Annotated in this window: 23 protein-coding genes; 13 read left to right on the top strand and 10 right to left on the bottom strand. The window is 67.7% G+C overall.

Translation table 11 applies throughout. From position 1 onward, the window contains the following. Positions 1–6 precede the first annotated feature (6 nt). From AC1DXV_RS08320 to AC1DXV_RS08310, 3 genes are read right to left on the bottom strand one after another with little or no spacing between them, the layout of a single operon-like run. Positions 7–1,383 (bottom strand): MATE family efflux transporter, encoded by a 1,377-nt coding sequence (locus tag AC1DXV_RS08320; RefSeq protein WP_477865151.1) that lies wholly within the window; start codon positions 1,381–1,383, stop codon positions 7–9. After that, positions 1,380–1,811 (bottom strand): DUF3717 domain-containing protein, encoded by a 432-nt coding sequence (locus tag AC1DXV_RS08315; RefSeq protein WP_477865150.1) that lies wholly within the window; start codon positions 1,809–1,811, stop codon positions 1,380–1,382. The genes AC1DXV_RS08320 and AC1DXV_RS08315 overlap by 4 nt, the downstream gene beginning before the upstream one ends. Before the next feature lie 57 nt (positions 1,812–1,868). Beyond that, complete coding sequence (locus AC1DXV_RS08310) at positions 1,869–3,173, bottom strand: tryptophan--tRNA ligase (RefSeq protein ID WP_477865149.1); 1,305 nt, start codon at positions 3,171–3,173, stop codon at positions 1,869–1,871. 39 nt (positions 3,174–3,212) lie between these two features. On the opposite strand from AC1DXV_RS08310, the gene purN reads away from it, so the two are divergent. Next, positions 3,213–3,836 carry a phosphoribosylglycinamide formyltransferase gene (purN, locus tag AC1DXV_RS08305; protein ID WP_477865148.1) on the top strand — a complete coding sequence of 208 codons (624 nt, stop codon included), beginning with the start codon at positions 3,213–3,215 and terminating at the stop codon, positions 3,834–3,836. A gap of 10 nt (positions 3,837–3,846) precedes the next feature. On the opposite strand, the gene AC1DXV_RS08300 is transcribed toward purN, so the two are convergent. Continuing rightward, positions 3,847–4,506, bottom strand: coding sequence for a DUF1345 domain-containing protein (locus AC1DXV_RS08300; protein WP_477865147.1), 660 nt, complete (start codon positions 4,504–4,506; stop codon positions 3,847–3,849). Beyond that, complete coding sequence (locus tag AC1DXV_RS08295) at positions 4,503–4,745, bottom strand: DUF1653 domain-containing protein (protein ID WP_477865146.1); 243 nt, start codon at positions 4,743–4,745, stop codon at positions 4,503–4,505. Before AC1DXV_RS08295 ends, AC1DXV_RS08300 begins: the two co-directional genes overlap by 4 nt. A gap of 20 nt (positions 4,746–4,765) precedes the next feature. On the opposite strand from AC1DXV_RS08295, the gene AC1DXV_RS08290 reads away from it, so the two are divergent. Together AC1DXV_RS08290 and AC1DXV_RS08285 are read left to right on the top strand one after the other, a co-directional pair. Beyond that, entirely contained in the window at positions 4,766–6,025 is a 1,260-nt protein-coding gene (locus tag AC1DXV_RS08290) for an RsmB/NOP family class I SAM-dependent RNA methyltransferase (protein WP_477865145.1), read from the top strand. Positions 6,026–6,214: 189 nt separating this feature from the next. Next, a complete protein-coding gene (locus AC1DXV_RS08285) occupies positions 6,215–7,429 on the top strand; it encodes a DesA family fatty acid desaturase (RefSeq protein ID WP_477933184.1) in 1,215 nt (404 codons plus the stop codon). Positions 7,430–7,612: 183 nt separating this feature from the next. Here the strand turns inward: AC1DXV_RS08285 and rpmG are convergent, their stop codons facing one another. The 3 genes from rpmG to trxB form a co-directional block, all read right to left on the bottom strand. Continuing rightward, on the bottom strand, positions 7,613–7,780 hold the full coding sequence (rpmG, locus tag AC1DXV_RS08280; RefSeq protein ID WP_047507524.1) for a 50S ribosomal protein L33: 168 nt from the start codon (positions 7,778–7,780) through the stop codon (positions 7,613–7,615). A 14-nt stretch (positions 7,781–7,794) separates the two neighbouring features. Beyond that, positions 7,795–8,028 carry a 50S ribosomal protein L28 gene (gene rpmB, locus AC1DXV_RS08275; RefSeq protein WP_047507526.1) on the bottom strand — a complete coding sequence of 78 codons (234 nt, stop codon included), beginning with the start codon at positions 8,026–8,028 and terminating at the stop codon, positions 7,795–7,797. 203 nt (positions 8,029–8,231) lie between these two features. Next, positions 8,232–9,191, bottom strand: coding sequence for a thioredoxin-disulfide reductase (gene trxB, locus AC1DXV_RS08270; protein WP_477865144.1), 960 nt, complete (start codon positions 9,189–9,191; stop codon positions 8,232–8,234). 212 nt (positions 9,192–9,403) lie between these two features. Here trxB and AC1DXV_RS08265 point away from each other — a divergent pair, with 212 nt between their 5' ends. The 9 genes from AC1DXV_RS08265 to AC1DXV_RS08225 all read left to right on the top strand — a co-directional run bounded on the left by AC1DXV_RS08265 (position 9,404) and on the right by AC1DXV_RS08225 (position 19,360). Further along, positions 9,404–10,072 carry a Crp/Fnr family transcriptional regulator gene (locus tag AC1DXV_RS08265; protein ID WP_047507530.1) on the top strand — a complete coding sequence of 223 codons (669 nt, stop codon included), beginning with the start codon at positions 9,404–9,406 and terminating at the stop codon, positions 10,070–10,072. Positions 10,073–10,112: 40 nt separating this feature from the next. Next, positions 10,113–12,503 carry a DNA translocase FtsK gene (locus tag AC1DXV_RS08260; RefSeq protein WP_477865143.1) on the top strand — a complete coding sequence of 797 codons (2,391 nt, stop codon included), beginning with the start codon at positions 10,113–10,115 and terminating at the stop codon, positions 12,501–12,503. Between the two features lie 4 nt (positions 12,504–12,507). Then, positions 12,508–13,143 (top strand): outer membrane lipoprotein periplasmic chaperone LolA, encoded by a 636-nt coding sequence (gene lolA / locus AC1DXV_RS08255; protein ID WP_477866093.1) that lies wholly within the window; start codon positions 12,508–12,510, stop codon positions 13,141–13,143. 4 nt (positions 13,144–13,147) lie between these two features. Beyond that, positions 13,148–14,467 (top strand): replication-associated recombination protein A, encoded by a 1,320-nt coding sequence (locus tag AC1DXV_RS08250; RefSeq protein WP_477866094.1) that lies wholly within the window; start codon positions 13,148–13,150, stop codon positions 14,465–14,467. Positions 14,468–14,697: 230 nt separating this feature from the next. Continuing rightward, entirely contained in the window at positions 14,698–15,621 is a 924-nt protein-coding gene (locus tag AC1DXV_RS08245; protein ID WP_047507538.1) for a branched-chain amino acid ABC transporter permease, read from the top strand. Positions 15,622–15,640: 19 nt separating this feature from the next. Beyond that, on the top strand, positions 15,641–16,732 hold the full coding sequence (locus tag AC1DXV_RS08240; RefSeq protein ID WP_477866095.1) for a branched-chain amino acid ABC transporter permease: 1,092 nt from the start codon (positions 15,641–15,643) through the stop codon (positions 16,730–16,732). 16 nt (positions 16,733–16,748) lie between these two features. Further along, on the top strand, positions 16,749–17,528 hold the full coding sequence (locus AC1DXV_RS08235; protein ID WP_477866096.1) for an ABC transporter ATP-binding protein: 780 nt from the start codon (positions 16,749–16,751) through the stop codon (positions 17,526–17,528). A gap of 121 nt (positions 17,529–17,649) precedes the next feature. Then, complete coding sequence (locus AC1DXV_RS08230) at positions 17,650–18,363, top strand: ABC transporter ATP-binding protein (RefSeq protein WP_477866097.1); 714 nt, start codon at positions 17,650–17,652, stop codon at positions 18,361–18,363. 130 nt (positions 18,364–18,493) lie between these two features. Continuing rightward, positions 18,494–19,360 (top strand): CsgG/HfaB family protein, encoded by an 867-nt coding sequence (locus tag AC1DXV_RS08225; protein WP_477933171.1) that lies wholly within the window; start codon positions 18,494–18,496, stop codon positions 19,358–19,360. Positions 19,361–19,373: 13 nt separating this feature from the next. Here the strand turns inward: AC1DXV_RS08225 and AC1DXV_RS08220 are convergent, their stop codons facing one another. Beyond that, complete coding sequence (locus AC1DXV_RS08220; RefSeq protein WP_477866100.1) at positions 19,374–20,348, bottom strand: Bug family tripartite tricarboxylate transporter substrate binding protein; 975 nt, start codon at positions 20,346–20,348, stop codon at positions 19,374–19,376. Between the two features lie 10 nt (positions 20,349–20,358). After that, positions 20,359–21,396, bottom strand: a complete 1,038-nt coding sequence (locus AC1DXV_RS08215) for a CDP-6-deoxy-delta-3,4-glucoseen reductase (protein ID WP_477866102.1) — start codon at positions 21,394–21,396, stop codon at positions 20,359–20,361. Between the two features lie 42 nt (positions 21,397–21,438). Here AC1DXV_RS08215 and AC1DXV_RS08210 point away from each other — a divergent pair. Next, positions 21,439–21,635, top strand: a 197-nt coding sequence (locus AC1DXV_RS08210) for an NAD-binding protein (RefSeq protein ID WP_477933169.1), incomplete at its 3' end; no start/stop codon positions are given.

Genomic DNA, 21,635 nt, shown 5'->3' with positions numbered 1-21,635 from the left:
CTGTTCTCAAGCGACCGTTTTCTGGCGCCACAGCCAGACGAGGAAGCCGCTCAGGCCCACGGCGGCCGCCACCAGCCCGGCGGTGCAGGCCGACCAGAAGCCCAGCGCGCCATGCAGCGCGGCCGGCGTGTGGCCGGTGGTGTCGAAGGCCACCGCATAGCCGCCGCCGAGCCCGATGCCCCAGATCGCGAACGCGTAGATCAGCATCGGCACCGTCGCGAGCCGGTAGGCGCGCAGCACGAACGACGCGATCGTCTGCACCGAATCGGCGATGTGGAACACCGCGACCCAGGCCAGCAGCGGCATCGCGGCGGCAATGATGGTCGCGTTGCTGGTGTAGGCGCCGAGCACGGCTTCGCGCGAGAGGTACACCGCCGCACCCAGCACGGCCGACAGCGAGACGCCGATCAGCAGCCCGTGCCAGCCGATGCGCCGCGCGTCGGCCGCGTCGTGCGCGCCGATGCTTTGCGCCACCAGCGTGCCGCTCGCGTTGGCCAGCGCCAGCGGCAGCATGAACATCAGAGAGACCAGGTTGGCCGCGAGCTGGTGCCCGGCCACCGCGGTGCTGCCGATGCGCGAGATGAAGAACGCCATGAACGTGAAGCCGGTCACCTCGATCAGGATCGAGCCGCCCATCGGTACGCCCAGGCGCAGCAGCGCGACGATGCTGGCGCGGTCGGGCTTCGGGAACGGATGGCCGCGCAGGCCGAACGCGGCGTAGAAGCTGTCGCGCCGCAGCACCTGCCAGGCGAGTGCGAGCTGCAGCCACATCACGAGGGCCGTCGCGACGCCGCAGCCGGCGGCGCCGAGCGCGGGGATCTGCAGCGGGCCGAGCGTGCCGCCGAAGATCAGCGCGGCGTTCAGCGGCAGCTTCAGCGCCAGCGCGCCCAGTTGCAGCAGCATCACGGTGGTCGGGCGCGACACCGCGGTGTTGAAGCCGCGGAACGCGGTGAACACCAGCGCGGGCGGCAGCGCGAACGCGAGCGCGCCCAGGTAGCCGCGCACGCGCTCGGCCACCTCGGGCGAGGCCTGCGCGAGCGCGAGGAAGGGCTGCGGCATCAGCAGCAGCGCGCAACCGGGCACCGACAGCAGCAGCGCCAGCCACACCGATTGCTGGAACTGCCGGCCCGCGGCGGGCAGGTCGCGCGCGCCGAACAGCTGGCCGGCGATCGGCCCGATCGCGAGCACGACACCCATCAGGCCGACGAAGATCGTGATGTAGGTGGCACCGCCGATCGCGAGCGCCGCCAGGTCGAGCGCGGTGTGGCGCGCCACCATCACCGTGTCGGCGGTGCTGAACGCGAGCACCGCGAGCTGGCCGATGAACACCGGCCAGGCCAGGCGCGCGATGCGGCGCGCGCTGTCGACGAGGCCTGCCGTCACGCGGCGGGGCTTTCGCCGGAAGAGGTGGTCTGCGCGCGTTCGGCGTAGCGGTTGAAGCGCCAGGCGGTGCCTTCCATCGTGATGCGCCGCCAGGTGATGCGCTTCTCGGACGGCGACATCTCGGTCCACAGCTGCACCTCGTCGAAGGTGCGGCCGCAGCCCTTGCAGATGTCGTCGCCCTGGCTCGTCGAGCAGATCGCGATGCACGGCGCATCGGGCGTGCTGGCGTACCACTGCAGCCAGGCATCGCGCGCCTTGGCCGGCATCGACGCCTCGTCGCACTCGCTCTCGTGGTAGTAGACGAGCAGCGCATACACCTCGGCCAGCGCCAGCACCTGCGGGCAGGCGGTGATGCCGTCCGGCGAGGGGCTGCGATCACGCCACCAGTTGATGGCGGATTCGATGTCGGTGATGTGGATGGCGGCCATGCGGGAACCCTGCGGGGGGCAGAGCATAGCGCGGGGCGAAGACCCCCGCAGCGCGGGTTATTCCTGCGCTGCGGCCAACGCAGCGAGCGCCTGCTCGACCACGCTGCGCTCGGCACCCAGCTCGACCGGTGCATCAGGCAGTGCGGCCGCGCCTTCGGTCTTCAGCCGCTTGACCCAGGCGCCGGCCTCGCGGCCTTCGGTGAAGCTGCGGCTTTGCAGCAGCACGAGGTTGTCGGATGCGGTGAGCTTGAAATAGAACAGGCCGTCGGCTTCGCGGTATTGCTTGAAGACGGGCAGTTTCGAGGCAGTGCTGGTGTCGGCATTGATGACGCGGGTCGGTGCCACGGCCTTCATCGAGCGCAACCCGACCGCGCCGCGCAGCTCCTGCAGGAACGGCGTCGCGACCGCGCGCGCCTTGCGGGCGCCGACCAGCAGCGCTTCTTCGATGCGCTCCGGGTGCGCCATCAGGTCGGCGTAGTGCGCGCGCATCGGCCCCACGTGGGCTTCGATGCGCTCGACCAGCCGCTGCTTGGCCTCGCCCCAGCCCAGGCCGTCGCGCAGTTCGGCGCGGAAGGCGGTGCGCTGCTCGGGGGTGGCGAAGGCGTCGTGGATCGTCACGAGGTGCGAGTTGTCGGGGTCCTTCGGCTCGCCGGGCAGCTTCGAGTCGGTGACGATCAGCGCGATCGCCTCCTTCAGCGCCTTCGGGCCGCCTTCGAACAGCGGGATCGCGTTGTCGTAGCTCTTCGACATCTTGCGACCGTCGAGGCCGGGCAGCATCGCGACGGCTTCGTCGATCTGCGCCTGCGGCAGCACGAACAGCTCGCGTTCCTTGCCGAACAGGTGGTTGAAGCGCTGCGCGACATCGCGCGCCATCTCGATGTGCTGCACCTGGTCGCGCCCGACCGGCACGCGGTGCGCATTGAACAGCAGGATGTCGGCCGCCATCAGGATCGGGTAGCTGAACAGGCCCATCGTGATGCCGTCGTCGGCGTCCCTGCCCTGTGCCTCGTTGGCGTCGGTCGCGGCCTTGTAGGCGTGGGCGCGGTTCATCTGGCCCTTGGCTGTCACGCAGGTGAGCAGCCAGGTGAGCTCGGGCGTCTCGGGGATGTCGCTCTGGCGGTAGAAGGTGACGCGCTCCGGGTCGAGCCCGGCGGCCAGCCAGGTGGCGGCGATCTCCAGGCGCGAGCGCTCGATGCGGTCGGGCTCGTCGCACTTGATCAGCGCGTGGTAATCCGCGAGGAAGAAGAAGCTCTCGACGCCGGGTTCGCGGCTGGCCGCGATGGCCGGGCGGATCGCGCCGACGTAGTTGCCGAGGTGGGGAGTGCCGGTCGTGGTGATGCCGGTGAGCACGCGTTGCGTCATGGTGGGGCGCATTGTAGGTGGGCACTACACTGCCGGCCGATGAAGCGCATCGTGATCCTGATCTCCGGCCGCGGCTCCAACATGGAGGCCATCGTGCAGGCCTGCGCCGCCGAAGGCTGGCCGGCGCGGGTCGCGGCGGTGATCAGCAACCGGCCCGATGCCGCGGGGCTCGCGTTCGCGCGCGAGCGTGGCATTGCCGCGGTGGCGGTCGATCACAAGCGCTTCGACGATCGCGAGGCCTTCGATGCCGAGCTGGCCTCGGTGATCGAAGGCCACGAGCCCGACGTGCTGGTGCTGGCCGGCTTCATGCGCATCCTGACCGACGGTTTCGTGCAGCGTTTCGCCGGCCGCATGGTCAACGTGCACCCGTCGCTGCTGCCGGCGTTTCCGGGGCTGCACACGCACCGGCGGGCGATCGAATCGGGCTGCAAGCTGGCCGGCGCGACGGTGCATTTCGTGACGCCGGCGCTGGACCACGGGCCGATCATCGCGCAGGCCGCCGTGCCGGTGCTGCCGGGCGACACCGAGGCGAGCCTGTCGGCCCGCGTGCTGGCGCGCGAGCATGTGATGTACCCGCGCGCGGTGCGCTGGCTGGTGCAGGATCAGCTGCGGATCGACGGCGATGTCGTCACGCACACGGCGGGCGAATCGCAGCTGCTCTAGAGACGCAGGCTCAGATCAGGCTCGCAGCGATGTTGATCATCAGCGCGAGGATCGCCGTGTTGAACGCGAACGACAGCAGCGATTGAATCAGCACCGTGCGGCGCATCGCGCTGCGTGTGATCACGACGTCGGAGGTCTGCGAGGCGACCGCGATCGTGAACGAGAAATACAGAAAATCCCAGTAGTGGCGCGGAGCTTTCGGGTCGCCGGGGAACACCAGTCCGCATTCGGCCGGCCCGGCATCGTTGGCGAAATAGGCGCTGGCATAGCTCAGCGCGAACAGCGTGGGCAGCAGCAGCCAGGCGCCGATCACCGTGACGAGTGCGAACGCGATATGCGGCAAGGCTTGCAGCGGTGTGGCGCCCTTGGCGCTCGACAGCTCGACGCCGATCGCCGCGAAGCTCGCGATGGCCGCCGCAATGACGGTGACCAGCACCGCGCCATGCCCCTCGGCCTGCGCGACCGCGGCGCGGCGCAGGTGATGGTGGTCGGCGCGCGACATCACCCAGAACGCCTGCGCGAGGTACAGCCACACGGCGACATTCCAGCCGAGCAGCAGGTAGGGCGGCGAATGGCTGGGCAGCGGCGCCAGCGCCGCGACCAAGGCGCCGGTGCCGGCCGATATCACCAGGTGCGGCCGGGCGCGCAGCTGCTGGATCAGCGCCCTCATCGCGCGGGCAGCGGCTCGAAGCGCGGGCGCACGACGCCGTCGATCTCGACCGTCTCGACGAACATCGCGAACGGCCGCACCCACCAGCCGGTGTCGTTGTAGAGCGGGCGGTACACCACCATCGGCTCCAGCGACTCGCTGTGGCGCGCGACGCCGACCACCTCGTACTCGCCGCCCTTGTAGTGGCGGTAGAGGCCGTGCGGGAGCGTGGGAAGGGGTGGCAGGTCGGGTTCGGTCATGGGGCAAGGATAATCGCGGGATGCATCCCAACGCCCTGCTCGAACTCGCCACTGAACTGTTGCACCGCGTGCTGCGATTCGACACCCCCGCCGACAGCGTCGTGTCGGCCTTCTTCAAGGAGCACCGCGCGCTCGGTGCCCGCGAGCGCCACACGCTGGCCGAGACCACCTACACCGTGCTGCGAAAGCGGCTGCTGTTCCAGCACCTGGCCCAGTCGGGCAAGGGCGAGATGGAGCGCCGGCTGGCGCTGCTCGGCTGGCAGGGCAACGAAGGCTTTCTGCGTGCCGCGATGAACGATTTCGAGCAGCACTGGCTGCCCAAGGTGCAGGCGGTGGACGCCGCGGCGCTGCCCGACAAGCTGCGCCACAACCTGCCCGAATGGCTCGCCGATCGGCTGCAGGCCTCGCTCGGCGAGGAGTTCTGGCCGCTGGTGAACAGCCTCAACGAGGGTGCGCCGCTGGACCTGCGCGTCAACACCTTCAAGGCCAAGCGCGAGGACGTGCAGGCCGCGCTGGCCGCCAAGGGCATCGACGCGCAGCCGACGCCGTTCTCGCCCTGGGGCCTGCGGGTCCAGGGCAAGCCGGCGGTGAACAAGCTCGATGTCTTCACCGCGGGCGACGTGGAGGTGCAGGACGAGGGCAGCCAGCTGCTGGCGCTGATCACCGATGCCAAGCGCGGCGAGATGGTGGTGGATTTCTGCGCGGGGGCGGGCGGCAAGACGCTGGCGCTCGGCGCGTCGATGCGCAACACCGGGCGGCTCTACGCCTTCGACACCTCCGGCCACCGGCTGGCGGCGCTGAAGCCGCGGCTCGCGCGCAGCGGGCTGTCGAACGTGTACCCGGTGCAGATCACGCACGAGCGCGACGACCGCATCAAGCGGCTGGCCGGCAAGATCGATCGCGTGCTGGTCGACGCACCGTGCTCCGGGCTGGGCACGTTGCGCCGCAATCCCGACCTGAAATGGCGCCAGTCGCCGGAATCGGTCGAGGAACTGCGGGTCAAGCAGACCGCCATCCTCGACAGTGCGGCCCGGTTGCTGAAATCCGGTGGCCGGCTCGTCTACGCGACCTGCAGCCTGCTGGAGGCCGAGAACGAAGGCATCGCGCAGGCCTTCACCGAATCGCACGCCCGTGAGTTCACGCCGCTGGACGCGACCGCCGCGCTCGAGAAGGCGCACGCCGGCACGCCGGCCGAACTCGTCACCAACGGTTTCGTGCGTCTCTGGCCGAACCGGCACGCGACCGACGGGTTCTTCGCCGCGGTCTGGGAGCGCCGTTGATGTTTGTGGTGTCGCAGATGTGAGTGAGTGCTGACGGTCGGTGCGTTGATTTCGATCAATGCACCACCATCTGCGGAACTGAATGGTGCAAACCCCGCTCTTCCATCGGGTTGTTTGTTGGGAGGGGCCCCTACAATGCGGGACCCGTTTCTTGTGTGACGGTGCAAAGGCGATTTGATGAATCTGTTGATGACGGTCTGGGATGCTCTGGTGAACTGGCTGGCAAACGGCCTGGTCGAAACCACGTGGTGGCAAATTGTCATCATTGYGCTGGTTCTGACCCATATCACGATCGCATCCGTCACGATCTTCCTGCACCGCTCGCAAGCACACCGCTCGCTCGATCTGCATGCGGCGCCCTCTCACTTCTTCCGGCTGTGGCTGTGGCTGACGACCGGCATGGTGACCAAGGAGTGGGTCGCGATCCACCGCAAGCACCACGCGAAATGCGAAACGCAGGAAGACCCGCACAGCCCGGTCGCCCATGGCATCAAGACCGTGCTGTTCACCGGCAGCGAGCTGTACCGCGCTGAAGCCAAGAACCAGGAGACGCTCTCCAAGTACGGCCACAACACGCCGGACGACTGGATCGAGCGCAACCTCTACACCCGCTACAGCTGGCAGGGCGTCGGCGTGATGCTGATCATCAACCTGATGCTGTTCGGTGCGATCGGCGCGACGATCTGGGCGATCCAGATGGCGTGGATCCCGATCACGGCCGCCGGCATCATCAACGGCCTCGGCCACTGGTGGGGCTACCGCAATTTCGAAGCGGTCGACGCCAGCACCAACATCTCGCCGTGGGGCATCATCATCGGCGGTGAGGAGTTGCACAACAACCACCACACCTACCCGACCTCGGCCAAGCTGTCGGTCAAGAAGTACGAGTTCGACATCGGCTGGGCCTACATCCGTGGCCTCGAGATGCTGGGTCTGGCCAAGGTCCGCAAGACGCCGCCGATGCTGCGCCTGGGCGACGTGCGGCCGGTTGCCGACTCGAAGACGCTGGAGGCGATCATCGCCAACCGCTACGAGGTGATGGCCAAGTACGCCGGCGGCCTGCGCGACGCCTGCCGTGCCGAGGTCAAGCGCCTGAAGGCCGAAGGCGTTGCCGCCGGCAGTGCCAAGCTGGCCAACATGCGCCTGGCGCGCCGCTGGCTGCACCGCGACGAGGACAAGATCCCGCCGCACGTGAAGGCCCAGGTGGCGAGCGTCTGTGCCGACAGCCCGTCGCTGTCGAAGCTGGTGACGATGCGCGAAGAGCTGCGCCAGCTCTGGACCCGCACCAATGTGTCGGCCGAGCAACTGGTGATCGACCTGCAGGCCTGGTGCAAGAAGGCCGAAGAAAGCGGGATCGCCGCGCTGCAGGAGTTCGCGGTCAAGCTGCGGGCAGCCCACGCCTGACGCTTCTCGATCTCTCGCAAACGAGCCCGCTTCGAGCGGGCTTTTTTGTGGGTGGCGATTCCCGGATTGGCATCCGGGCCACGGGCCTTGTAGCCCGGATGCCAATCCGGGATCCAGTCGCCCCAGGCAACAAAAAACCCGCCGGGCCTGCGCCGAGCGGGTTTCTGGTGAAGCGAGGCTGAATTACTTCAGCTTCATTTCCTTGTACATCACGTGCTTGCGAGCCTTCGGATCGAACTTCATGATCTCGAGCTTCTCGGGCGTCGTCTTCTTGTTCTTGTCGGTCGTGTAGAAGTGACCGGTGCCGGCTGACGATTCCAGCTTGATCTTTTCGCGTCCACCTTTTGCCATGATCAGCTCCTAAATCAGAGTGCGCCGCGGGCGCGCAGGTCCGCGACCACTTGCTCGATGCCAACCTTGTCGATCAGACGCAGTGCTGCGTTCGTGATGCGCAGGCGGACCCAGCGGTTTTCGGTTTCCAGCCAGAAGCGACGGTACTGCAGGTTCGGCAGGAAACGACGCTTGGTCCGGTTGTTGGCGTGGGAAACATTGTTTCCCACCATCGGGCCCTTACCCGTTACTTGACAGACGCGTGCCATGACGCTTCTCCACTTGAATCTCGTTTCAGGAGTGGCACACAGAGCAGGCCTCGGGTGAGGTCCTCGGGGGAGGTCATCACTTCGGCTTGGTGGGTGCCTCTTCGAAAGCTGGATCAGGTGCTTCTTCAATGTTCCATCAATGAAGCGCCTGCCGCTTTCGGCAAAGACCGCGATTATAGCCAGCTTTTTGGACAGGCGCCAGTTCAGGCAGTGCCCTGCTCCAGGAAGCGTTGCGCGTCCAGTGCGGCCATGCAGCCGGTGCCGGCGCTGGTGATGGCCTGGCGGTAGACGTGATCCTGCACGTCGCCGGCGGCGAACACGCCCGGCACCGTGGTCATCGTCGCGAAACCGCCCAGGCCGCTGCGCGTGACGATGTAGCCGTCCTTCATCTCGAGCTGGCCCTTGAAGATGTCGGTGTTGGGCTGGTGGCCGATCGCGATGAAGCAGCCCTTCAGCGTCAGATCGTTGGTGCTGCCGTCCTGTGTGCTCTTCAGCCGCACGCCGGTCACGCCCGATGCGTCGCCCAGCACTTCATCGAGCGTCTGCCACAGGTGCAGCTCCATCTTGCCGGCCTTGACCTTCTCGGCCACCTTGTCGATCAGGATGGCCTCGGCGCGGAACTTGTCGCGGCGGTGGATCAGGTGCACCTTGCGGGCGATGTTCGACAGGTACAGCGCTTCCTCGACCGCGGTGTTGCCGCCGCCGACCACGCAGACATCCTGGTCGCGGTAGAAGAAGCCGTCGCAGGTGGCGCAGCCGCTGACGCCGCGGCCCATGAAGGCCTCTTCCGACGGCAGGCCGATGTACTTGGCCGAGGCGCCGGTGCAGATGATCAGCGCGTCACAGGTGTAGGTGTTGGAGTCGCCCTTCAGCGTGAACGGGCGCTTCGAGAAGTCGACCTGGTTGATGTGGTCGAACACGATCTCGGTGTTGAAGCGCTCGGCGTGCTGCAGGAAACGCTGCATCAGGTCCGGTCCTTGCACGCCCATCACGTCGGCCGGCCAGTTGTCGACCTCGGTCGTCGTCATCAGTTGCCCGCCTTGTGCGATGCCGGTCACCAGCATCGGCTTCAGGTTGGCGCGGGCCGCGTAGATGGCGGCGGTGTAGCCGGCCGGGCCGGAGCCAAGAATGAGGACCTGGGCGTGCTTGGGGGTGCTGTTCATGAAGAAGCTCGACGGAAAACAGGTGGGCGCGCGTGGCGCAAAGGCAGCGAAAGGCCGTTGAATGACCAGAAAACGGACCAAAAAACGCAGCCGAGTCTGACATGGGGTTGACTCCGGCTGGTGTCAATCTGCGTAATGGTGACAATAGCGAAATTGTAGGAACTGTGAGTTTTTCACGTTTGCCGACAACCACCCCATAAGGAGGAAGTTCGATGGCCATGTTGTCCAATCTTGACCTCATTCGGCGCGTACCGCTGTTCTCGATGCTCACCAACGAGCAGGCGACGGCGATCGCCGACAGCGTCGTCAAGCGCCGCTTCCGTCGCGGTGAAATCGTCGTGGAGCATGGCAAGAAGTCGAATGCCCTCTTCATCCTGCTGACCGGCCGCGCCCGCGTGCTCACGTCGGATTCGCGTGGCCGCGAGGTCATCCTCGCGGTGCTGCAACCCGGCGACTACGTCGGCGAGATGAGCCTGATCGACAACGAGCCGCACTCGGCCACCGTCCGGGCCGAGGTGCAGACCGACATGCTGATCCTCGGCCGCGCCGAGTTCGCGCGCTGCCTGCCGGAGAACTCCAGCCTGTCGTACGCGATCATGCGCGGCCTGGTGTCGCGCCTGCGCAGCGCCGACCGCCAGATCGAGTCGCTCGCGCTGCTCGACGTCTATGGCCGGGTCGCGCGCTCGCTGCTCGACATGTCCGAGGACGACGGCGACGTGAAGATCATCCGCAACAAGGTGTCGCGCCAGGATCTGGCGAAGATCGTCGGCGCCTCGCGCGAGATGGTCAGCCGCGTGATGAAGGATCTCGAAGACCGCGGCATCGTCGAGACCCAGGAGAACGGCTCGGTGATCATCAAGGAGCGCCTCACCAGCGGCTGAGCCCGAGAGCGGGCGTTCCGCGATCGGCCACAATCGCCGGATGACTTTTCCGCTCGGATCGCTTCGTGCCGAAGGCGGCGCCGCCGCACCGAACCATGCCGCCCCGGCCAACGCCGGCGGCACCTACACCCGCTCCACCACGGGTGGTGGTGACCCCGACGTCGACCGCGCCGGCCTGCGCACCCAACTCGCGGTGCTGATCGGTGGCGTGCTGTGGCTGCTGGCCGTGCTGGCGCTCGCCACGCACCAGGCCGCCGACAGTGCGTTCTCCACCTCGGGCACCGCAACCGCGGCACTGAACAAGGCCGGCACGCTGGGCGCCTGGTTCTCCGACATCGCGTTCGTCGTGTTCGGCTACTCGGCCTGGTGGCTGGTCGCGATCGCGGCGCGCGCGTGGCTCTCGGCGCTGGCGCGGCTGCTGCGCCATGGCGAGGATTCGGCCGCTCCCCGCGACCAGCGCCGGCCTGTCTGGGTGCTCTGGGTCGGCGTGCTGCTGCTGATGGCGGCCAGCACCGCACTCGAATGGACGCGGCTCTACCAGTGGGAATCGTTCGTCGCCGGCGGCCATGCCGGCGGCGTGCTCGGCTACCTGCTCGGTCCGGCCAGCATGAAGCTGCTCGGCTTCGCCGGCTCCGGCGTGCTGTGGATCGCGATGCTGGTCGCCGGGGCCGCGCTTGCATTTGGTTTCTCTTGGGTGCGCCTGGCCGAACGCATCGGCGCCTGGGTCGATTCGCTGCGCGAGCGCCGCGTCGAGCGCATCGAGCGCGCCGAAGACCATCGCCTGGGCGAACAGGCGCTGCGCGAGCGCGAGCACGTCGTCGAGGTCGAGCACCAGCTGGCCGAGGACCACGCACCGATCGTCATCGAGACGCCGGTGGTCGAGGTGCCGAAGTCGGAGCGCGTCGTGAAGGAGCGCCAGAAGCCGCTCTTCACCGAACTCTCCGACACGAAGCTGCCGCAGGTCGACCTGCTCGACGCCGCGCCCGGCCGCATGGAGACGGTGACGCCCGAGACGCTCGAGATGACCTCGCGGCTGATCGAGAAGAAGCTGAAGGATTTCGGCGTCGAGGTGCGCGTGGTGGCCGCCTCGCCGGGCCCGGTGATCACGCGCTACGAGATCGAGCCGGCCACCGGCGTGAAGGGCTCGCAGGTCGTCAACCTCGCGAAGGACCTGGCGCGCTCGCTGAGCCTGGTCAGCATCCGCGTCGTCGAGACGATCCCCGGCAAGAACTACATGGCGCTCGAGCTGCCGAATGCGAAGCGGCAGACGATCCGGCTGTCCGAGATCCTCGGCTCGCAGGTCTACAACGATGCGTCGTCGCAGCTGACGATGGGCCTGGGCAAGGACATCGTCGGCGGTCCGGTGGTGGCCGATCTCGCGAAGATGCCGCACTGCCTGGTGGCCGGCACCACCGGCTCGGGCAAGTCGGTGGGCATCAACGCGATGATCCTGAGCCTGCTGTACAAGGCCGAGGCCGGGGACGTCCGGCTGATCCTGATCGATCCGAAGATGCTCGAGATGAGCGTCTACGAAGGCATCCCGCACCTGCTGGCGCCCGTGGTCACCGACATGAAGCACGCGGCCAACGCGCTGAACTGGTGCGTCGGCGAGATGGAGCGGCGCTACAAGCTGATGAGCAAGCTGGGCGTGCGCAACCTGAGCGGCTACAACAAGAAGATCGCCGATGCCGCGGAGCGCGGCGAGACGCTCGGCAACCCGTTCAGCCTGACGCCCGAGCAGCCCGAGCCGCTGGAGCGCCTGCCGTTCGTCGTGGTGGTGATCGACGAACTGGCCGACCTGATGATGGTGGTCGGCAAGAAGATCGAGGAGCTGATCGCCCGCCTCGCGCAAAAGGCGCGCGCGGCCGGCATCCACCTGATCCTCGCGACGCAGCGCCCGAGCGTCGACGTGATCACCGGCCTGATCAAGGCCAACATCCCGACGCGCCTGTCGTTCCAGGTCAGCAGCAAGATCGACAGCCGCACCATCCTCGACCAGATGGGCGCCGAGGCGCTGCTCGGCATGGGCGACATGCTGTACATGCCCTCGGGCACCGGCCTGCCGATCCGCGTGCACGGCGCCTATGTCAGCGACGAAGAGGTGCACCGCGTCGTCAAGTACCTGAAGGAGCAGGGCGAGCCGAACTACATCGAGGGCATCCTCGAGGGCGGCACGCTCGACACCGAAGGCGGCGATGCCGCGCCGGGTGCGGCGGGCGAGGGCGGCGGCGAGGCCGACCCGATGTACGACCAGGCGGTCGGCATCGTGCTGCAGCACCGGCGCGCGTCGATCTCGCTGGTGCAGCGCCATCTGCGCATCGGCTACAACCGCGCGGCCCGGCTGCTGGAACAAATGGAGAAATCCGGGCTCGTAACTGCCATGTCCACCAACGGCAACCGCGACATCGTCGTGCCCAATCGTGATGAATGATGCGATGAATGACCGCCCCCGCCGCATGAAGGCTGTTCGTTCACTGGCGGCGCTGCTGCTCGCCACCGCGGCCGCCGCGGCCCACGCCGACGCGGTCGACACGCTGCGCGAGTTCGTGCGCGACGTGAAGAGCGGCAAGGCCGCGTTCACGCAGACCGTCACCGCGCCCGACGGCGTCAAGAAGAAGAACTCCAGCGGCACGTTCGAGTTCGCGCGGCCGAACCGCTTCCGCTTCGCCTACGCGAAACCGGTCAACCAGTTGATCGTCGCCGACGGGCAGAAGGTCTGGATCTACGACGCCGACCTGAACCAGGCCAGCTCCCGCAAGCTGACGCAGGCGCTCGGCGCGACGCCGGCCGCGCTGCTCGCGGGCGGTTCGCTCGAGAAGGATTTCGAACTCGCCCCGCTGCCCGACAAGGACGGCCTGTCGTGGGTGCAGGCGACGCCGAAGGCCAAGGACAGCGCGTTCCAGGCGGTGCGCGTCGGCTTCAAGGCGAAGGACCTGGCCGCGATCGAGATCACCGACGGCTTCGGCCAGCGCTCGCTGCTGCAGTTCAATGGCTTTGCGGCGAATGCGCCGATCGCGCCCGACCGCTTCGTGTTCAACGTGCCGAAAGGCGCGGACCTGATCGAGCAGTAGCCAGATGGCCGAGCAGCAGCTCCCCTTCTTCGATGAAGCCGAGGCCGACCGCCAGGCGCCGCTCGCCGAGCGCCTGCGGCCGCGCACGCTGAACGACGTGATCGGCCAGCAGCAGTTGCTCGGCCCCGGCAAGCCGTTGCGCGTCGCGTTCGAATCGGGCCGGCTGCATTCGATGATCCTGTGGGGCCCGCCGGGTGTCGGCAAGACGACGCTGGCGCGGCTGATGTCGGATGCGTTCGATGCGCAGTTCATCGCGATCTCGGCGGTGCTCGGCGGCGTGAAGGACATCCGCGAGGCGGTCGAGCGCGCCAACGCCGCCCGAACCAGCGGCCGCCGCACGGTGGTGTTCGTCGACGAGGTGCACCGCTTCAACAAGGCGCAGCAGGACGCCTTCCTGCCGCACGTCGAATCGGGCCTGTTCACCTTCATCGGCGCGACCACCGAGAACCCGTCGTTCGAGGTCAACTCGGCGCTGCTGTCGCGTGCCACGGTGCATGTGCTGAAGAGCCTGGACGACGCCGACATGGCCACGCTGCTCGAGCGCGCCCGCGCGCTGCTGGCAGCGCCACCGATGAGCGAGGCGGCGGCGAAGCGCCTGATCGGCTATGCCGACGGCGACGCCCGGCGCCTGCTGAACGCCTACGAGAACCTGGTGCGCATGGCCGGCACCGCGGCCGAGATCGACGAGGCCCAGCTCGAGAAATCGCTCGGCGAGCAGCTGCGCCGCTACGACAAGGGTGGCGAGCAGTTCTACGACACGATCTCGGCGCTGCACAAATCCGTGCGCGGCAGCGATCCCGATGCGTCGCTGTACTGGTTCGTGCGCATGCTCGATGGTGGGGTCGACCCGCGCTATGCGGCGCGCCGCCTGGTGCGCATGGCCAGCGAGGACATCGGCCTGGCCGATCCGCGCGCGCTGCGGATGACGTTGGATGCGGCCGAGACCTACGAGCGCCTGGGCTCGCCCGAAGGGGAGCTGGCGCTCGCGCAGGCGGTGGTGTTCCTCGCGATGGCGCCGAAATCGAACGCCGTCTACGCCGCCTACAAGGCCGTGCGCAGCTTCATCCAGCAGGACGGCACCCGCCCGGTGCCGCTGCACCTGCGCAACGCACCGACAAAGCTCATGAAGGACCTCGACTACGGGCGCGAGTACCGCTATGCGCACGACGAAGAGGGCGGTTTCGCGGCCGGCGAGCGCTACTGGCCCGACGATATGGAAACGCCGCGCTTCTATGAACCCGTGCCGCGCGGCCTGGAACTGCGTATCGGAGAGCGCCTGCAGGAACTGCGTCGGCTGAACGAGGAGTCCAGCAGGAAACGCTGATGATTCGGGTAAACGCCGAGACTTGTTCTGTTCCGCCCGGGTAATCGAGGCCTGTTTTCGCGGTGAGCGCCCTCTAGAATCCGCCGCCACCGCGTCATTTAGGTGCAGCGCAGCCCGCCAGATAGCCACGGCGGGCTTTTTGCTACAGGGAACGGTGGCTGGCTTCGCGCGGCAGCTGTTCTTTGAATCGACAAGGCTGCCGCCTTGGATTTCCGCAGGAGACTTTTCACATGGATACCTTCATCCAGCAGATCATCAACGGTCTGGTGCTGGGCAGCGTGTATGCGCTGGTCGCACTGGGCTACACGATGGTCTACGGCATCATCAACCTGATCAATTTCGCGCACGGTGAGGTGCTGATGGTGGGCGCGCTCACCAGTTGGACGGTCGTCACGGCGCTGGCCGGCACCGGCATGCCGGGCTGGTTGCTGATGCTGATCTCGCTGATCGCCGCCATCGTGGTGTGCTCGGCGCTCAACTTCACGATCGAGAAAGTGGCCTACCGGCCGCTGCGCACCGCGCCGCGGCTCGCGCCGCTGATCACCGCGATGGGCATGTCGCTGCTGCTGCAGACGCTCGCGATGATCATCTGGAAGCCGAACTACAAGTCGTACCCGATCCTGCTGCCGAGCGAGCCCTTCTTCATCGGCGGCGCGGTGATCAACACCGTGCAGATCCTGATCCTGGTCGTCACCGCGATCACGCTGGCCGGGCTGATGTACCTCGTGAACCGCACCAAGCTGGGCCGTGCGATGCGCGCCACCGCCGAGAACCCGCGCGTCGCGAGCCTGATGGGCGTCAAGCCCGACACCGTGATCTCGGCCACCTTCATCATCGGTGCCGCGCTGGCGGCGCTGGCCGGCGTGATGTACGCGGCCAACTACGGCTCGGTGCAGCACTCGATGGGCTTCCTGCCGGGGCTGAAGGCCTTCACGGCCGCGGTGTTCGGCGGCATCGGCAACCTGGCCGGCGCGATGGTCGGCGGCGTGGCGCTCGGCGTGATCGAGTCGCTCGGCGCCGGCTACATCGGCGACCTGACCGGCGACGTGCTGGGCAGCCACTACCAGGACATCTTCGCCTTCATCGTGCTGATCCTCGTGCTGACGCTGCGCCCGAAGGGCCTGCTCGGCGAGCGTGTCGCGGACCGCGCCTGAGCGCACAAGGAATCCCACCATGAACCTCAGAGACAACAAGCTCGGGACCTGGATCGCCACGGCCATCGTGCTGGCGATCGTGCCCTTCATCGCGCAGTACTTCGGCAATGCCTGGGTGCGCATCCTCGACATCGCGCTGCTGTACGTGCTGCTCGCTCTCGGCCTGAACATCGTGGTCGGCTACGCCGGCCTGCTGGACCTGGGCTATGTCGCGTTCTACGCGGTCGGCGCCTACCTGTTCGGCCTGCTCGCGTCGCCGCAGCTGGCCGAGACCTTCCCGCGCATCGCCGAGATGTTCCCGGGCGGGCTGCACACGCCGTGGTGGCTTGCGATCCCGATCGGCGCGCTGGTGGCCGGCATCTTCGGCGTGGTGCTGGGTGCACCGACGCTGAAGCTGCGCGGCGACTACCTCGCGATCGTCACGCTCGGCTTCGGTGAAATCATCCGCGTGTTCATGAACAACCTGGATGCGCCGGTCAACATCACCAACGGCCCGAAGGGGCTGGCGCAGATCGATTCGTTCAACTTCCTCGGCTACGACCTGGGCAAGCGCCACACGCTGTTCGGCGTGATCGACCTGCCGCCGGTCACCAGCTACTACTTCTTCTTCCTGGCGCTGGTGGTCATCAGCGTGGTCATCTGCTACCGGCTCGAGCGCTCGCGCATCGGCCGCGCGTGGATGGCGATCCGCGAGGACGAGATCGCGGCCAAGGCGATGGGCATCAACACCCGCAACCTGAAGCTGCTGGCGTTCGGCATGGGCGCCACCTTCGGCGGCGTGTCGGGCGTGCTGTTCTCGACCTTCCAGGGCTTCATCTCGCCGGAATCGTTCAGCCTGCAGGAGTCGGTGATGATCGTCGCGATGGTGGTGCTGGGCGGCATCGGCCACATCCCGGGCGTGATCCTCGGCGCGCTGCTGCTGTCTGCGCTGCCCGAGGTGCTGCGCTACGTGGCCGGCCCGCTGCAGAACATGACCGACGGCCGGCTCGATGCGGCCATCCTGCGCCAGCTGCTGATCGCGCTGGCGATGATCGCCATCATGTTGTCGCGCCCGCGGGGCCTGTGGCCTTCGCCGGAGCACGGCAAGGCGGCTCCCGTCCCGACCAAATAACAACAAGGAGCTCCGCATGGCAGAAACTGTTCTCAAGGTCAGTGGCGTCTCCAAGCGCTTCGGCGGCCTGCAAGCGCTCTCCGATGTCGGCATCTCGATCGAGGCCGGCCAGGTGTATGGCCTGATCGGCCCCAACGGCGCCGGCAAGACGACCTTCTTCAACGTGCTGACAGGGCTGTACACGCCCGACTCCGGCAGCTTCGAGCTGGGCGGCAAGCCCTACCAGCCGACCGCGGTGCACGAGGTGGCGAAGGCCGGCATCGCGCGCACCTTCCAGAACATCCGGCTGTTCGCCGAGATGACGGCGCTCGAGAACGTGATGGTGGGCCGCCACGTGCGCACCAGCTCGGGCCTGATCGGCGCGGTGTTCCGCACCGGCGGCTTCAAGGCCGAGGAGGCCGCGATCGCCAAGCGTGCGCAGGAGCTGCTCGACTACGTCGGCATCGGCAAGTACGCCGAGTTCAAGGCGCGCACGCTGAGCTACGGCGACCAGCGCCGGCTGGAGATCGCGCGCGCGCTCGCCACCGACCCGAAGCTGATCGCGCTCGACGAGCCGGCCGCCGGCATGAACGCGACCGAGAAGGTCGTGCTGCGCGAGCTGATCGACCGCATCCGCAACGACGGCCGCACGATCCTGCTGATCGAGCACGACGTGAAGCTGGTGATGGGCCTGTGCGACCGCGTCACGGTGCTCGACTACGGCAAGCAGATCGCCGAAGGCACGCCGGCCGACGTGCAACGCAACGAGAAAGTCATCGAGGCTTACCTCGGTGCCGGACACAAGACAACTGGATGACCCACCCCCGAAGCGCCTTCGGCGCCTCCCCCTCAAGGGGGCGCCGCCAGCGGCCCGGCAAAGCCGGTTCCGCGGCGGCCGCTGGGTCGAATTCTTTTGCTATTCAGAGTGAAGGGTTGTGATGTCCACAACATTGTTGAAAGTTTCGGGCCTCAAGGTCGCCTACGGCGGCATCCAGGCCGTGAAGGGCGTGTCGTTCGAGGTGAACGAAGGTGAGCTGGTCAGCCTGATCGGCGCCAACGGCGCCGGCAAGACCACCACGCTGAAGGCCGTGACCGGCCTGCAGCCGGTGGCCGCCGGCGACATCGAGTTCCTCGGCAAGCCGATCAAGGGGCAGGGGCCGTGGGACCTGGTCAAGCAGGGCCTGGTGATGGTGCCCGAGGGCCGCGGCACCTTCACGCGGATGACGATCACCGAGAACCTGCAGATGGGCGCCTTCGTGCGCAACGACAAGGAGATCGACGCCGACATCGAGAAGGTGTTCGCGATCTTCCCGCGCCTGAAGGAGCGCCGCAACCAGCTGGCCGGCACGATGTCGGGCGGCGAGCAGCAGATGCTGGCGATGGGCCGCGCGCTGATGGCCAAGCCGAAGGTGCTGCTGCTGGACGAGCCGTCGATGGGCCTGTCGCCGATCATGGTCGACAAGATCTTCGAGGTGGTGGCCGACATCCACAGCCGCGGCACCACGGTGCTGCTGGTGGAGCAGAACGCGAGCCGGGCGCTGCAGCTGGCCAACCGCGGCTACGTGATGGAGTCGGGCGAGGTCACGATGGACGGCGATGCGAAGGCGCTGCTGGACGACCCGAAAGTGCGCGCCGCCTACCTGGGCGAGTGAGCCGCGAAGCGCGTCGCTGAGGGGCAAGAACCACCCGCTTGGGTGGTTCCGCCGGCGTTGTCGCGTTCCTATACTGGCCCGCACAAAACGGCCCGGGACCAGGGCCGCGCCAACCCCTAGGAGTTCTTCCATGCAAGCCACCCTGCGCCCGTCCGGCCTGACCGGTCTGTCCCTTGTCGCCGTCGCCACCGCCGCGCTGCTCAGCGCCTGCGGGTCCACCATGCCGACGATGGGCGAGAACAAGGGCACCGTGTCGGGCGCTGCCGGCGGCGGCACGGCCGAGAACAGCAACAGCCAGCTCGAGAAGTGCCCCGAATCGCTGGGCACGCTGGCCGTGCAGGAAGACACCACCGCGCCCTGGTACTACCAGCTGCGCCAGCACCAGCTGGGCTCCACCATCCCGGTGCTGCGCCTGATGGTGCAGCAGAGCAACTGCTTCGTGATCGTCGAACGCGGCGGTGCGATGAACAACATGATGAAGGAGCGCTCGCTGGAACAAAGCGGCGAAGTGCGCGCCAACAGCAACTTCGGCAAGGGCCAGATGGTCGCGGCCGACTACACGATGAGCCCGGCGATCCAGTTCTCGGGCAAGACCGGCGGCGGTGGCGGCTTCCTCGGCGGCGGCGGGCTGGGCCTGCTGGGCGCGGTGGCCGGCAACGTGAGCCGCAATGAAGCGTCGACGACGCTGCTGCTGATCGACAACCGCTCGGGCGTGCAGATCTCGGCCGCCGAAGGCACCGCGAAGAACTTCGACTTCGGCATGTTCGGCGCCGCCTTCACCGGCGGGCTGGTCGGCGGCGGCGGCGGCTACGCGAACACGCCGCAGGGCAAGGTGGTCGTGGCCGCGTTCGCCGATTCGTTCAACCAGATGGTGAAGTCGCTGCGCAACTACAAGGCGCAGACCGTCAAGGGCGGCCTGGGCACCGGCGGCCGCCTGGGCGTGGATGGCGGCACGACGCCGGCATCGCAGCCGCAGGCTCCTGCGAAGAAGAAGTAAATCGGGGCCGGCTTCAGTCGACCTTCGCGCCTGAAGCTTTCACCACCTGCTCGTACTTCGCGCGTTCGCGCTTGACGAATGCGCCGAACTGCTCCGGCGTGCCCGGCATCGGCTCGGCCATCAGGCTCGCGAAGCGCGCCTTGATGTCGGGCGATGCGAGCGCCTCGGTGAACGCCTTGTTCATCTTGCGCGTCACGTCGGTCGGCAGGCCGGCCGGGCCGAACAGGCCGAACCAGGTGTTCACGTCGAAGTGCGCGAGCCCGCCACCCGCTTCGGCGATGGTCGGCACCTCGGGCATCGCGCTCGAGCGCGCCGTGGTCGTGACGGCCAGCGCGCGCAGCTTGCCGGCCTTGATGTTGGTCGATGCGGTCGCCAGGTTGTCGAAGTTCAGGTCGACCTGGCCCGACAGCAGCGCGAGCTGCGCCGGGTTGCCGCCCGAGTACGGGATGTGGACCATGAAGACGCCGGCCTGCGCCTTGAACATCTCGCCGGCCAGGTGCCCCGCGCTGCCGTTGCCGCCGGAGCCGTAGTTCAGCTTGCCGGGGTTCTTCTTCGCATACGCGACCAGATCGGCCACGCTGCGGATGCCCAGCCGCGTCGCCGTCTCGGTGTTCATCACCAGCACGTTCGGCACCTGCGCCACGCCGGTGATCGGCGTGAAGTCGCGGATCGGGTCGTACGGGATGCGCGCATACAGCCACGGGTTGATCGCATGTGTCGCCACAGCGCCCATCACGATCGTCAGCCCGTCGGGCGGCGATTTCGCGACTGCATCGGCGCCGATGTTGCCGCCGGCGCCGGCCTTGTTGTCGACGATCACGAGGCCCAGGCTGTCCTTGACCTTGTCGGCCAGCGCGCGGGCGATCACGTCCAGCGGGCCGCCGGGCGAGTAGGGCACGACGAGCCGGATCGGCTTGCCGGCCTGTGCGAGGGTTGCGGAGGGCAGCGCGGCGGCGCCGAGCAGTGAAAGAAGGTGTCTGCGGTGCATCGAGGGGGTCTCAGGCAGGGTGCTTGTCGGCTTCCGACGTGAATGAATCGGCGTAGAACTCTTCGGCGGGCAGGCCGCAACGGGCCACCAGGTCGCGCTGGGCCGATTCCACCATCACCGGCGCGCCGCAGGCATACACCTGGTGGCCGGACAGGTCGGGCAGGTCGGTCATCAGCACCTGGTGGACGAAGCCGGTGCGGCCGGTCCAGCCGTCGTCGGGCTTCGGCTCGGACAACACCGGCACGTAGCTCAGCCACGGCAGCTCGTTGGCTGCCTGCAGCATCCAGTCGTGCAGGTACAGGTCGGCGCGGCTGCGGCAACCCCAGTAGACGACGGCGGGGCGCTCGCTGTCGGTGAATCGCAGGTGTTCGACGATGGCCTTGATCGGCGCGAAGCCGGTGCCGCTGGCCAGCAGCACCATCGGCCGGGCCGAGTCCTCGCGCAGGAAGAAGCTGCCGAACGGGCCTTCGAGGCGCAGGATCTCTTTCTCCTTCATCGCGCCGAACACGTGGTCGGTGAACTTGCCGCCCGGCATGTGGCGGATGTGCAGCTCGATGCCGGGTTGCTGCTCCTGCGTGTGCGGCGCGTTGGCCATGCTGTAGCTGCGGCGGCTGCCGTCGCGCAGCACGAACTCGACGTACTGGCCGGCGTGGTAACGCAGGCGGTCGTTGGCCGGCAACTGCAGGTGCAGCACCGCCACGTCGCCGGCCGGCCGCTCGATGCGGTTGACGCGGCACGGCATCTTGCGCACCGGGAACTCGCCGGCCCCGGCGACGGTGCGGGCTTCGAGCACCACGTCGGTCTGCGGCGCGGCGCAGCAGGTCAGCACGAAGCCGGCTTCTTCTTCGGCGTCGCTCAGCGCCTTGGCCTGGTGGGCGCCGTGGATCACGCGGCCTTCGAGCAGCCTGCACTTGCAGGAGCCGCAGGCGCCGTCCTTGCAGCCATAGGGCAGGCCGATGCCCTGGCGGATCGCTGCCGCGAGGATCGGCTCGTCGCGATCGACCTGGAAACTCGTGCCGCTGGGCTGCACGGTCGCGGTGAAAGTCATGGGGTAACCTCGAAACCAGCCCTCGATTCTGCCCGCGATCCAATGCCCTTCCGCCCCGACCTGCCGACCCGCTTCAAGCGCCCCACCGTGTTGATCGTCGGCTGTGGCGATGTCGGGCAGCGCGTCGCCCGCCTGCTGAAGGGGCGCTGGCGCGTGCTGGCCCTCACGTCGTCGCCCGCGCGCCTGCCGGCGCTGCGCGCGCTCGGGGCCGTGCCGCTGCCGGGCAACCTGGACGATGC

The organism is Rhizobacter sp. P3_C12 (assembly GCF_056402735.1).
This window is presented reverse-complemented; position numbering and strand designations above follow the sequence as displayed.